We start from the raw sequence: 12,199 nt of genomic DNA, 5'->3' as shown, positions 1-12,199 counted from the left end.
AAAGAACCTACAGGAGCGTTCACCGTGAACCGCCTGCTACTGAATTGCGATATCGGCGAAAGCTTCGGCAGCTGGACCATGGGTCTGGACGCCGAAGTGATGCCCTTCATCGATTGCGCCAACATTGCCTGCGGCTTCCATGCCGGCGACCCGAGCATCATGCGCAAGACCGTCAGCCTGGCCCTGAGCCACGGCGTACAGATCGGCGCGCATCCTGCCTATCAGGACCTGGCGGGCTTCGGCCGCCGTTCCATGGCCTATGGCGCCCAGGAACTGCAAGACTTGCTGCACTATCAGATCGGCGCCCTCGACGGTATCTGCCGAGCCCAGGGCGGGCGCGTCAGCTACGTCAAGCCCCATGGGGCGATGTACAACGACATGATGGCCAACCCGGCGCAACTGCGCGCGGTGATCCAGGCCGTCGCGGCGTACGACCGGCACCTGCCGTTGATGCTCATGGCGACCCGGGACAACCACGCCGCCCAGGCCTTGGGCGACGAGTACGGCGTGACTCTGTGGTTCGAAGCCTTCGCCGATCGCGCTTATGACAGTGCCGGCCGCCTGGTTTCACGGCAAGCGCCGGGCGCGGTGCACCATGACCCCGAAATCATCATCGAGCAGGCGTTGACCATCGCCCGTGGCGATGCCTTGACCGCCAGCGACGGCAGTGTCTTGCACCTGAAGGCCAACACCCTGTGCGTGCACGGTGACAACGCCAGCTCCGTGGCGGCCGTGCAACGCATCCGCGAAGCCCTGGACCGGCAGAGTGCGCCATGAAGCCACGGGTGGAAGTGGTGGCGGTGGACTGCCTGATGGTGCGTCTGTTCGATGGGATCGCCGAGGCCAACATGCCGTGGATGCTCGCCGCCAGCGAACGCCTGCGAGCGGTGTTTGCCGAGCGTTTGATCGACCTGGTCCCGTCCTACACGACATTGATGGTGCATTATGATTTGCTCGCCCTGAACCCGGTCCAGGCGCGCGAATTGATCGACGAGGCGCTGCATAACCTGTCACCGGATGCCCGGTCCGCCGGCCAATGCCACGTGCTGCCGGTGTGGTACGACGCCAGTGTCGGGCCGGAGTTGGGCCTGCTGGCGAGTCGCAGCGGCCTGACGGTGGAGCAGGTGATTCGTCAACACAGCGAGCGCGAATACCAAGTGTTTGCCTTGGGCTTCGCGCCTGGCTTTGCCTTCATGGGGTTGGTGGATGAAGCACTGGCCGCCCCACGCCTCGACACGCCGCGCAAACGCGTAGCTGCGGGCAGCGTCGGGATTGCCGAGCGCCAGACCGCGGCGTATCCGGTGATGTCGCCCGGTGGCTGGAACCTGATCGGGCGCACGCCGACCAGACTGTTCGATCGCGAGCGCGATGGCTACAGCCTGATGCAACCCGGCGACACGGTGCGTTTTGCTCCCGTGGATCACGCCGAATTCATTGCCTTGGGTGGCGACGACACACCGTTGGAGGCCCAGGCATGAGCCGGTTGTTGATCGAGGCCAGCACCCCGCTGTGCCTGTTGCAGGACGCCGGCCGGTTCGGCGTGAGGCACCTGGGCGTGACCCAGGGCGGCGCGGCGGATTGGTTGTCGATGGCATGGGCCAACTGGATGCTCGGCAATGACCTGGACGCGGCGGTGGTGGAGATCACCCTGGGTGGCTTTACCGTGGTGGCCGAAGATGATTGTGTGCTGGCGCTGGCCGGGGCGGACCTGGGGGCGCGGATAGACGGCCAGGGCGTGGCATCGTGGCGTTTCTTCAGCTTGCGCAAAGGCCAGGTGCTGGCTCTCACTCAACCCGTGCTCGGTGCCCGGGCCTACCTGGCGGCCCCCGGTGGTTTTGATGCGCCTGCGGTATTGGGTAGTCGGGCGACCGTGGTGCGCGAGGAACTCGGTGGCCTGGATGGGCGGGGGCGGGCGCTCTGTCGCGGCGAGCATTTGAGCTATTCAGGCCCGGCGACACCGCGGCCCATGCCGCATGTGCGAATTCCAGATTTCCAGCAAGCGCAGCCGCTGGACCTGATCCTCGGCGCGCAGAATGGCGCATTCAGCGGACGCAGCCTCTTCGATGCGTTCAACACTGCGTGGACGCTGGACAGTCGCGCCGACCGCATGGGTATGCGGTTACTGGGCACAGCGTTGGAATATCAGGGGCCGGCAATGATCTCCGAGGGTATTCCGCTCGGTGCCGTGCAGGTGCCGCCGGACGGCCAGCCGATCGTGCTGCTCAATGATCGGCAAACCATTGGCGGATATCCACGCCTGGGTGCGTTGACGCCGCTGTCCCTGGCCCGGCTGGCGCAATGCCTGCCGGGGGCGCAGGTGCGGTTGCGGCCGGTGGTGCAGGCGGTTGCGCATCGGCAACAGGTGGAGTGTTTGCAGGTGTTTTCCAAGCGCTAACAGCTTCGCGAGCAAGCCCGCTTCCACAAGGAATCTGCTGTGCGACGCAGATCCAGTGTGGGAGCGGGCTTGCTCGCGAAGAGGCCCTTACAGGCACCGGAAGACTTTATTTGGAAAGAAACCGCATCCCTTCCTCCAACCCCCGCAACGTCAGCGGATACATCCGGTCTTCCACCAATTCGCGCACGATGTTGGTCGAGGCGGTGTAGCCCCAGGTGTCCTTGGGGTACGGGTTGATCCAGATGAGCTTCTTGTACTTCTCCATGAAGCGCTGCATCCACACATAACCGGCTTCTTCGTTCCAGTGCTCGACGCTGCCGCCGGCCTGGGTGATTTCATAAGGCGCCATGGCAGCGTCGCCGATGAAGATCACTTTGTAGTCGGCGCCGTACTTGTGCAGCAAGTCCTGGGTCGAGGTGCGTTCCGAGGTGCGGCGCAGGTTGTTCTTCCACACCGATTCGTAGACGAAGTTGTGGAAGTAGAAGTACTCCAGGTGCTTGAACTCGGTCTTGCAGGCCGAAAACAGTTCTTCGCAGATCTTCACGTGGGCATCCATCGAGCCACCGATGTCGAACAGCAGCAACAACTTGACGGTGTTGCGGCGCTCCGGGCGCATCTGGATGTTCAAGAGCCCGGCGTCCCGGGCGGTGTGGTCGATGGTGCCGTCGATGTCCAACTCTTCGGCCGCACCCTGGCGGGCGAACTTGCGCAAGCGGCGCAGAGCGATCTTGATGTTGCGGGTGCCCAACTCCACCTGGTCGTCGAGGTTCTTGTATTCGCGCTGGTCCCAGACCTTCACGGCCTTGCCCTGGCGCTTGCCGGCGTCGCCGACCCGAATGCCTTCGGGGTTGAAACCGCCGGAGCCGAATGGGCTGGTGCCGCCGGTGCCGATCCACTTGTTGCCCCCGGCGTGACGTTCCTTCTGTTCTTCCAGGCGCTTCTTGAATTCTTCGATCAGCTTGTCCAGGCCGCCCAGGGATTGGATCTGCGCCCGTTCCTCGTCGGTCAACGAGCGCTCGAATTCCTTGCGCAGCCAGTCCTCGGGAATCAGCGCCTGGAGGTGATCGTCGAGTTTCTCCAGGCCGTTGAAGTAGGCGGCAAACGCCCGGTCGAACTTGTCGAAATGCCGTTCGTCCTTCACCAGGATCGCCCGGGACAGGTAATAGAACTCGTCCATGTCGGCGAAGATCACCCGCTGTTTAAGCGCGTTGATCAGGTCCAGCAGTTCACGCACCGACACGGGCACCTTGGCGGCGCGCATCTCATTGAACAGGTTAAGCAGCATGGCAATCGCCCTCGCTCTTGTTAAACGAAGAGGATCAGCGGGTGCCGCGACGGCTCATGAACGCCAGGCGCTCAAGCAGTTGCACATCCTGTTCGTTCTTGACCAGGGCGCCGGCCAGCGGTGGAATGGCCTTGGTCGGATCACGCTCGCGCAGCACCGCTTCGCCGATGTTGTCGGCCATCAGCAGCTTGAGCCAGTCCACCAGTTCGGAAGTGGAAGGTTTTTTCTTCAGGCCCGGCACCTTGCGAACGTCGAAGAACACGTCCAGCGCTTCGCTGACCAAGTCCTTCTTGATGTCCGGGTAATGCACATCGACGATTTTTTGCAGGGTGACGCGGTCGGGGAAGGCGATGTAGTGGAAGAAGCAGCGGCGCAGGAAGGCGTCCGGCAGTTCTTTTTCGTTGTTGGAGGTAATAATGATGATCGGGCGCTGCTTGGCCTTGATGGTTTCGTCGGTCTCGTAGACGTAGAACTCCATCTTGTCGAGTTCCTGCAGCAGGTCGTTGGGGAACTCGATGTCGGCCTTGTCGATTTCGTCGATCAGCAGGATCACCCGCTCCTCGGACTCGAACGCTTCCCAGAGCTTGCCCTTCTTCAGGTAGTTGCGCACGTCATGGACCTTGTCCACGCCCAACTGCGAGTCCCGCAGGCGGCTGACCGCGTCGTACTCGTACAGGCCTTGGTGGGCCTTGGTGGTGGACTTGATGTGCCAGGTGATCAGGCGCGCGCCGAAGGACTCGGCCAATTGTTCGGCGAGCATGGTCTTGCCGGTGCCCGGCTCGCCCTTGACCAGCAGCGGCCGTTCCAGGGTGATGGCGGCGTTCACGGCCAGTTTCAGGTCATCGGTGGCCACGTAGGCGCTGGTGCCTTCGAACTTCATCTGCAATTTCCTCGAACGTGTCGTCGGCCCGGCGAGGCGGGGCGCGCGAAATAAATAGCGTGCCCGACTATACCGCGAGGCCCCGCCGACTGTGAACGCAGACGCTGTATTCAGTCTCTGAATGGGGCGTCACATGTTGACTCAGTCTCGGCGCCTTGCCAGCATTTCGTATCGCCAATTTGGCGATACATTCGATGGCATGTCTACTGCGCTGGAAGATCGGCGCCAAACCTAATCCTTTGAGGGCGGCGGCTGCTCGTAGCGGGCATTGAAGGCCTGGACGAAACCGTTGCGCAGGATCTGCAGGAAAGCTTCGAAGGCGCTGATGTCCTGCTGGTGGACATTGCCGCTGAGTTCCACCCGGGTGGCGAATTGGTTCTTGCGTTGGTTCTTGAGGGCCGTTTCGCCTGCGCCAACCAGGGCTTCCCAGACCGAGCGGAAGATGTTCTTGTTCTGGTTTTCCACGTCCTGCTGCCAGTCGAACACGTCGACATCACGCAGCAGTGGCTTGATGTAGCCGCTGAGCTTGGCGTTGTCGGCTTCGGCCTCGACCACCAGGTCGCCATGGCCGGCATTGAAATCGAATTTGCCATAGGCCGCGGCGAAATCATTCAGGCGCTTGAGTTCGATGTTCGTCGCCCGAAGGCGGAAATCGAAGTCTTCGAAATTGCTCAGGGGGTCGAAGGTGGCTTGCATCTCCAGGGGCGCATGTTCGGCCACCAGGGCCTTGCCTTCAAAGCGGGCGTCGCGCTTGCCTTCGGTGTCGACCACATTGGTCAGGTTGTAGAAACTGGCGTTGACGTCGGTGGCCCTCAGGTTGACCGGCGGCTTGGAATTGAAATTGCGAAAGGTGACCTTGCCGTCCCGGATACGCACTTCGTTGAAGGTGATGGGCAGCAGTTTTTCCAGTTGCTCGCGCCAGTTGGTGCCCTGGCCGGTTTGGGAATCCTGCCGGTTGGCGCCGCCATCGACAAAGTTGACTTCGGGACGGGCGAACTCCACTTCCGCCACCACCGCATGGTCATACCACAGCGAGTGCCAGCTCACGGACAGGTCGACCAGCGGAGCATCGACGAATGGCACCGGGACCTTGCCGTCGACCTTGACGATCCTCAGGCCGTTGATCCGATAGGCGCCGCGCCAGAGCGCCAGGTCGACATCGACGACCTGGCCGCGGTAATCGCCCATGTCCGCCAGCTTGTCGTTCAGGTAGTCGCGTACCAGGTAGGGCAAGGCGAAATGCAGGGCCACCAGCAGCGCAACGATGGCGACGAAAGCCCACAGTGGCCAGCTGTATCGACGCTTCATGACAGTAGTCTCCGTTGTTAAAGTCATTGACTCCTGTAACAACTGGAACGTTCGGTGCAACTGGACGCCCTTGGGTAACAGGCTTACCTTTAAGCGCTAAATTCCCTCTGCATTCAAGGACCCGGTCATGAGTCGTATATACGCTGACAACGCCCATTCCATTGGCAATACGCCACTGGTGCAGATCAATCGCATCGCCCCGCGTGGCGTGACCATCCTGGCGAAAATCGAAGGGCGCAACCCGGGTTATTCAGTTAAATGCCGGATTGGCGCCAACATGATCTGGGACGCCGAAAGCACTGGCAAACTCAAGCCGGGCATGACCATCGTCGAACCAACTTCGGGTAATACCGGTATCGGCCTGGCATTCGTGGCCGCCGCCCGTGGCTATAAATTGATGCTGACCATGCCTGCGTCCATGAGCATCGAACGGCGCAAGGTGCTCAAGGCCCTGGGCGCGGAGCTGGTGCTCACCGAGCCCGCCAAGGGCATGAAAGGAGCCATCGAGAAAGCCGCCGAGATCATGGCCAGCGACCCGTCGAAATATTTCATGCCGCAGCAGTTCGACAATCCGGCAAACCCGGCGATCCATGAGAAAACCACTGGCCCGGAAATCTGGAACGATACGGATGGCGCGGTCGACGTGCTGGTCGCGGGCGTGGGCACGGGCGGAACGATTACCGGGGTCTCACGGTATATCAAGAATACGTGCGGCAAACCGATCCTGTCGGTGGCGGTGGAGCCCGAGGCTTCGCCGGTGATTACCCAGGCGATGGCTGGGCAGGAAATCAAGCCCAGCCCCCACAAGATCCAGGGCATCGGCGCGGGTTTCGTGCCGAAGAACCTCGATTTGTCGATCGTCGATCAGGTCGAGCGGGTGACCGATGAAGAATCCAAGGCCATGGCCCTGCGCTTGATGCAGGAAGAGGGCATCCTGTGCGGTATCTCCTGCGGCGCGGCGATGGCCGTGGCGGCACGCTTGGCGGAAAAGCCGGAAATGCAGGGCAAGACCATCGTGGTGATCCTGCCGGACTCGGGCGAGCGGTACCTGTCGAGCATGCTGTTCAGCGATCTGTTTACCGAGCAGGAGACCCAGCAGTAACCGCAGGCCGGATATGGCGGTAGGCGCCATGTAGCGAGGCACGTTTGAAAGCGCGTCAGCCAAGGTTCAGGTGACGCGTGTTAGAAGGTGATTGTTGCGTTTTACTCAACAGAGAATGTTGCGTCAGACGGTTTTTACCCGGGCCATGGGTGTTTAGCATGGCCCCTGGCTACGTCGGGCAGTTGGCGTTGCGTCAGTGGTTTCGAGAAGGAGCTTTGACATGACCGTTTCGTTTATCGCCAAGTCCTCGGTACTGTTGCTGTTCATGGGCAGTACGCTTTATGTGCATTTACGTGGCAAGGCGCGTTTGCCGGTATTGCGCCAGTTCGTCAACCATTCGGCGCTGTTCGCCCCTTATAACGCGCTGATGTATCTGTTCTCCGGCGTGCCCTCCAAACCTTACCTGGATCGCAGCCAATTTCCCGAGCTGGATGTGCTCAAGGATAACTGGCAAGTGATCCGCGACGAGGCCATGCACCTGTTCGACGAGGGTTACATTCGGGCTGCCGAGAAAAACAATGACGCCGGTTTCGGCTCGTTTTTCAAGAAAGGCTGGAAGCGTTTCTACCTCAAGTGGTACGACAAACCGCTGCCGTCTGCCGAGTTGTTATGCCCCAGGACGGTCGAGCTGGTCAGCCGGATCCCCAACGTCCGGGGCGCAATGTTTGCCCTGCTGCCGGGTGGCAGCCACCTGAACCCCCATCGAGACCCCTTCGCCGGTTCGTTGCGGTATCACCTGGGGCTGTCCACGCCCAATTCCGAGAATTGTCGGATTTTCGTTGACGGTCAGATCTATGCCTGGCGCGATGGCGAAGACGTCATGTTCGATGAAACCTATGTGCACTGGGTCAAGAACGAAACCCCGCAGACCCGCGTCATCTTGTTTTGTGACGTCGAGCGGCCCTTGAAAAGCCGCCTGATGGCCCGCGTCAACCGCACCATCAGCGCGTTTCTCGGCCGCGCGACCGCGCCGCAAAACCTCGACGACGAACGCGTCGGCGGCATCAACCAGGCCTATGCCTGGAGCAAGTCGTTCAGCGACGGTATCAGCGGTCGGGTCAAGCAATTCAAGCGCAGGCATCCCAAGGCGTATCGGGTGATGCGCCCTGTGCTGGCCGTAGCCGTGCTGACGGCACTGGGTTATTGGTTGTTTGTTTAAACATTGCGTTACACAACGGGCGCTGGTTATAGTCAGCGCTCGGTTTTCGGACCCATCCTCCAAGAGATCGGCTCATGCCTGCATTTCCATTCACCGCGGTCGTGGTTCCAGCGTTCTACGCTGGCGTCGTGCCGTGCGGGAATAGGTCGCCTGAGCAGATCGGTCAATACCCTCCACCTGTCAGTCGCTCACCGGTATACGCCTGCGTATCACCGCCGGGTGTTGGCGTTCAGGGCTGATCGGCAACGGTTGCCGTTCCCTGTGCCCGCCTGAAAAAACGACTGGATTTCAGCTTCGGCTGAGTTGGCTTAATGCCTGACTACAGGTGGTTTTCATGTTTTCCTTTTCCAAAAACGCCTTATTGGCGACGGCTTCCACGAGCCTGTTCGTTCTGCTGTGGAGCAGCGGGGCGATCTTTTCCAAACTGGGCCTGGCCCACGCGTCACCTTTCGCCTTCCTGCTGATCCGTTTTGCCATCGCTTTGTGCGCGCTGGTGCTGTTGATTCCTATGCTGAAGTTCAAGCTCCCCAGCACGGGCAAGGCGATGCTGTACGCGGCAGCGACGGGGTTGGTGTTGTTGGGCGCCTACCAGATTTTCTATCTGCTGGCGCTGCAACTGAACGTCACCCCCGGTGTAATGGCGACGTTGATGGGCGTGCAGCCAATCCTTACCGTGGTGCTCATGGAGCGCCAGCGTTCCTGGCAGCGGATGTTCGGCCTGGCGCTGGGATTGGTGGGGTTGGTCATGGTGGTGTTCCAGGGCATCGGCCTGGCCGGCATGTCCCTGGCGGGCATGCTGTGCGGGTTGCTGGCGCTGGTGAGCATGACGGCAGGCTCCATCATGCAGAAACGCATCACCGACAATCCGCTGGGCACGCTGCCGGTGCAGTACCTTGCCGGGCTCGTGTTGTGCGCGGTGTTCGTGCCGTTCCAGCCGTTTCACTTCGAATACAGCATGGGGTTCTTCGGGCCGGTGCTGTGGATGGGGCTGGTGGTGTCGGTATTGGCGACGCTGTTGCTGTACCGGCTGATTGCCCGGGGCAACCTGGTCAACGTGACCAGCCTGTTCTATCTCGTGCCAGCGGTGACGGCGATCATGGACTACCTGGTGTTCGGCAACCGGTTGGCGTTGTTGAGCTTGCTGGGGATGGTGCTGATCATCGTGGGGTTGGTGTTTGTGTTTCGTAAGAGCCGCTAGCCTATAGGATAGGTATCAGGTAATTGCACTACCGCTTTCGTGAGCAAGCCCGCCCCCACAAGGATTGCGAATAACCTGCGGGAGCGGGCTTGCTCGCGAAGCTTTTCGGCCATGCCAACGGACTACCGGCTAGACACCCCAGGCTTCAACACCAACCACAGCGCTGCTGCAATCAACAACCCGCCATACACATGCGCCATGCCCAACGGCTCATCCAGCAACAACGCGCCCCACAACACGCCGAATGGCGGGATCAGGAAAGTCACGGTCATCGACTTGACCGGGCCGATGGAACTGAGCAGCCGGAAATAAAGGATGTACGCCAGCGCCGTGCACACCAGCCCCAGTCCCAGCAAGGACAGCCAGACGCTCCAACCGCCCCAACTGGCCGGCGGCTGGCTGATGACGCTGTAGCCAAACAGCGGCAGCAAAAACACCGTTGCACCGAACATGCTGCCCAGGGCCGAGAGACGGCTGTCCAAGCCACCTTGATGATCGAGCCAACGCCGGGTGAGGAAACCGGCGAAGCCATAGCAAGTGGTGGCAAGCAGGCAGGCGAGGGCGCCCATCAGCAGTTGCAGGTCGAAGGCCACCGGGCCGGCGCGGGTCAGGATGCCCACGCCGAGCAGTCCCAGGAACACACCGCTGACCTTGGCCAGGGTGAGTTTTTCGCTGAAGAACAAACCGCCAATCAACACCCCCATCAGTGGCGTGGTGGCATTGAAAATCGCCGAGTAACCGGCTGGCAGCACCTGGGCAGCCAGCGAATAGAACGTTGCCGGAATCCCCGAGTTGATCAGGCCCAGCAGCATCACCACTTTGAGCTTGCCGCGAAAATTCCAGTCGACACGCATCAGGGCGAGGATGACCAGCAGGCCGACGAAGGCGATGGAAACGCGAAAAAATGCCGTGGGAATCGTCCCAATGACCGGGGCGATGATGCGCATGAATAAAAAACTCGCGCCCCAGATGGCGGCCAGTGACAGCAAGCGCAGGATATCGACGAGGTTCACGAATGTGTCCTTCCTTGATCGGGCCGCAAGTGTCGCCCCGCCCAACACCGATGGCAATGGTTGCGTTGCCGAGGGATTGACCTCTAAGCTCAGTCGCCAATAACAAGCATGACCCGCCGAGGTTTACCCTATGTCGCAGCCATGGCCCGCCACCGATATCGCCCGTTCGATCCTCGACGGTTTCGACGATTATCGTGAGCATTTCCGGCAGATCACCGACGGCGCCCGCGCCCGGTTCGAGCAGGCCCAATGGTTGGAGGCGCAGGCGGCTTCGGCGGCGCGCATCAATCTGTATGAAGAGAAAGTCTTCGAAACCGTTGCCAGGTTGCGCCAGGCCTTCGAGGCCGAAGCCTTGATGGACGTCGGTTGCTGGCCGTTGGTGAAAAGCGCCTATATCAGCTTGATCGACCTGCGTTTTGACGATGAATTGTCGGAGACCTGGTACAACTCGATTTTCTGCGGCCTGTTCAGCCATGACCTGATCAGCGACGGCACCATGTTCATCCACACGACCCGGCCAAGCCTGCGTCGTGCCCGCGCAGCTCAGACCCGCATCTATAAACCCGAAGGGCAACTGGACAAGATGCTGGCGGCGATCTTCGCCGATTATCGCTTCAGCGAGGATTACGCCGACCTGCCCGGCGACTTGCAACGCCTCGAAAGCCAATTGCGCGAGAACCTGCCGGACTGGGTCTGCAAGGACCCGGAACTGACCGTCGAACTGTTTTCCTCGGTGCTTTACCGCAACAAGGGCGCCTACCTGGTGGGGCGCATCTATACCCGTGATGATCAGTGGCCGCTGGTGATTCCGTTCTTGCACCGTGAGGGTCGGGGCATCCAGATCGACGCGCTGATCACTGACGAGGCGCAGGTGTCGATCATCTTCTCGTTCACCCGCTCGTACTTCATGGTGGACGTGCCGGTGCCCGCCGAGTTCATCGGTTTCCTCAAGCGCATCCTGCCGGGCAAACACATCGCCGAGTTGTACACCTCCATCGGGTTCTACAAACACGGCAAGTCGGAGTTCTACCGGGCCTTGATCAATCACCTGGCGAACACCGACGACCGCTTCATCATGGCGCCGGGTGTGCGTGGCATGGTCATGAGCGTGTTTACGCTGCCGGGCTTCAACACCGTGTTCAAGATCATCAAGGACCGTTTCTCGCCGTCGAAAAACGTCGACCGGGCCACGGTCATCGAGAAGTACCGCCTGGTGAAAAGCGTCGACCGGGTCGGGCGCATGGCCGATACCCAGGAGTTCGCCGACTTCCGTTTTCCCCTGGGCAAGTTCGAGCCGGCCTGCCTGGAGGAGCTGCTGGAGGTGGCGCCTTCCACGGTGTCGGTGGAAGGCGACACCGTGCTGATTCGCCACTGCTGGACCGAGCGTCGGATGACCCCGCTGAACCTGTACCTGGAAAGCGCCAGCGAAGCCCAGGTGCGCGAGGCACTGGAAGATTATGGCCTGGCGATCAAGCAACTGGCGGCCGCCAATATCTTCCCCGGCGACATGTTGCTCAAGAACTTCGGCGTGACCCGCCACGGCCGCGTGGTGTTCTACGACTACGATGAAATCTGCTTCCTCACCGAAGCCAATTTTCGGCACATTCCCCAGCCGCGCACGCCGGAAGATGAAATGGCGTCCGAGCCCTGGTATTCCATCGGGCCGTTGGACGTCTTCCCTGAGGAATTCCCGCCGTTCCTGTTCGCCGACGCGGGGCAGCGCAAGCTGTTCGACCAGTTGCACGGCGAGCTGTACAACGCTGATTACTGGAAAGGCCTGCAAGAGGCGATTCGGGCCGGGAAGGTGATCGACGTGTTCCCGTATCGGCGCAAGGACCTGGACAGCGAATAACTCGGCG

Annotated in this window: 11 protein-coding genes; 7 read left to right on the top strand and 4 right to left on the bottom strand. The window is 60.9% G+C overall.

The features are described 5' to 3' along the window. Positions 1 to 24 precede the first annotated feature (24 nt). The 3 genes from VQ575_RS19380 to VQ575_RS19370 are packed head-to-tail and all read left to right on the top strand — an operon-like array spanning position 25 to position 2,395. Entirely contained in the window at positions 25 to 777 is a 753-nt protein-coding gene (locus tag VQ575_RS19380; RefSeq protein WP_039593347.1) for a 5-oxoprolinase subunit PxpA, read from the top strand. Beyond that, positions 774 to 1,478, top strand: a complete 705-nt coding sequence (gene pxpB, locus VQ575_RS19375) for a 5-oxoprolinase subunit PxpB (RefSeq protein ID WP_039593348.1) — start codon at positions 774 to 776, stop codon at positions 1,476 to 1,478. Before VQ575_RS19380 ends, pxpB begins: the two co-directional genes overlap by 4 nt. Further along, entirely contained in the window at positions 1,475 to 2,395 is a 921-nt protein-coding gene (locus VQ575_RS19370; protein ID WP_039593349.1) for a 5-oxoprolinase subunit C family protein, read from the top strand. Before pxpB ends, VQ575_RS19370 begins: the two co-directional genes overlap by 4 nt. Positions 2,396 to 2,501: 106 nt before the next feature. Here the strand turns inward: VQ575_RS19370 and VQ575_RS19365 are convergent, their stop codons facing one another. The 3 genes from VQ575_RS19365 to VQ575_RS19355 all read right to left on the bottom strand — a co-directional run bounded on the left by VQ575_RS19365 (position 2,502) and on the right by VQ575_RS19355 (position 5,868). Continuing rightward, complete coding sequence (locus tag VQ575_RS19365; protein WP_003198888.1) at positions 2,502 to 3,680, bottom strand: vWA domain-containing protein; 1,179 nt, start codon at positions 3,678 to 3,680, stop codon at positions 2,502 to 2,504. A gap of 34 nt (positions 3,681 to 3,714) precedes the next feature. After that, the gene (locus tag VQ575_RS19360; RefSeq protein ID WP_003184225.1) at positions 3,715 to 4,560 is read right to left on the bottom strand and encodes an AAA family ATPase; all 846 of its coding nucleotides are present in this window, start codon (positions 4,558 to 4,560) and stop codon (positions 3,715 to 3,717) included. Between the two features lie 231 nt (positions 4,561 to 4,791). Beyond that, a complete protein-coding gene (locus VQ575_RS19355) occupies positions 4,792 to 5,868 on the bottom strand; it encodes a DUF748 domain-containing protein (protein WP_045155325.1) in 1,077 nt (358 codons plus the stop codon). A 127-nt stretch (positions 5,869 to 5,995) separates the two neighbouring features. Here VQ575_RS19355 and cysK point away from each other — a divergent pair, with 127 nt between their 5' ends. The 3 genes from cysK to VQ575_RS19340 all read left to right on the top strand — a co-directional run bounded on the left by cysK (position 5,996) and on the right by VQ575_RS19340 (position 9,327). Beyond that, positions 5,996 to 6,970 carry a cysteine synthase A gene (gene cysK / locus VQ575_RS19350; RefSeq protein ID WP_039593351.1) on the top strand — a complete coding sequence of 325 codons (975 nt, stop codon included), beginning with the start codon at positions 5,996 to 5,998 and terminating at the stop codon, positions 6,968 to 6,970. Positions 6,971 to 7,190: 220 nt separating this feature from the next. Then, positions 7,191 to 8,129 carry an aspartyl/asparaginyl beta-hydroxylase domain-containing protein gene (locus tag VQ575_RS19345; protein ID WP_039593352.1) on the top strand — a complete coding sequence of 313 codons (939 nt, stop codon included), beginning with the start codon at positions 7,191 to 7,193 and terminating at the stop codon, positions 8,127 to 8,129. Between the two features lie 334 nt (positions 8,130 to 8,463). Next, positions 8,464 to 9,327: a DMT family transporter gene (locus VQ575_RS19340; RefSeq protein WP_039593353.1), complete on the top strand. Its 864-nt coding sequence runs from the start codon at positions 8,464 to 8,466 to the stop codon at positions 9,325 to 9,327. Between the two features lie 122 nt (positions 9,328 to 9,449). On the opposite strand, the gene VQ575_RS19335 is transcribed toward VQ575_RS19340, so the two are convergent. After that, positions 9,450 to 10,340, bottom strand: coding sequence for a DMT family transporter (locus VQ575_RS19335; RefSeq protein ID WP_325918254.1), 891 nt, complete (start codon positions 10,338 to 10,340; stop codon positions 9,450 to 9,452). 130 nt (positions 10,341 to 10,470) lie between these two features. Between VQ575_RS19335 and aceK the strand changes: the two genes are divergently transcribed. Then, positions 10,471 to 12,192, top strand: coding sequence for a bifunctional isocitrate dehydrogenase kinase/phosphatase (aceK, locus tag VQ575_RS19330; protein ID WP_039593355.1), 1,722 nt, complete (start codon positions 10,471 to 10,473; stop codon positions 12,190 to 12,192). Positions 12,193 to 12,199 lie beyond the last annotated feature (7 nt).

It is taken from the genome of Pseudomonas frederiksbergensis, assembly GCF_035751725.1.
Classification (GTDB): Bacteria; Pseudomonadota; Gammaproteobacteria; order Pseudomonadales; family Pseudomonadaceae; genus Aquipseudomonas; species Aquipseudomonas frederiksbergensis_A.
The sequence above is the reverse complement of the archived record's forward strand: the minus strand, read 5'-3'. Positions and strand labels throughout refer to the sequence as shown.

Bases quoted from the DNA above. Each gene is read 5' to 3' on its own strand.
- VQ575_RS19355 (WP_045155325.1), bottom strand. From the start codon at position 5,868: ATGAAGCGTCGATACAGCTGGCCACTGTGGGCTTTCGTCGCCATCGTT.
- pxpB (WP_039593348.1), top strand. From the start codon at position 774: ATGAAGCCACGGGTGGAAGTGGTGGCGGTGGACTGCCTGATGGTGCGT.
- aceK (WP_039593355.1), top strand. From the start codon at position 10,471: ATGTCGCAGCCATGGCCCGCCACCGATATCGCCCGTTCGATCCTCGAC.
- VQ575_RS19370 (WP_039593349.1), top strand. From the start codon at position 1,475: ATGAGCCGGTTGTTGATCGAGGCCAGCACCCCGCTGTGCCTGTTGCAG.
- VQ575_RS19365 (WP_003198888.1), bottom strand. From the start codon at position 3,680: ATGCTGCTTAACCTGTTCAATGAGATGCGCGCCGCCAAGGTGCCCGTG.
- VQ575_RS19340 (WP_039593353.1), top strand. From the start codon at position 8,464: ATGTTTTCCTTTTCCAAAAACGCCTTATTGGCGACGGCTTCCACGAGC.
- VQ575_RS19360 (WP_003184225.1), bottom strand. From the start codon at position 4,560: ATGAAGTTCGAAGGCACCAGCGCCTACGTGGCCACCGATGACCTGAAA.
- cysK (WP_039593351.1), top strand. From the start codon at position 5,996: ATGAGTCGTATATACGCTGACAACGCCCATTCCATTGGCAATACGCCA.
- VQ575_RS19345 (WP_039593352.1), top strand. From the start codon at position 7,191: ATGACCGTTTCGTTTATCGCCAAGTCCTCGGTACTGTTGCTGTTCATG.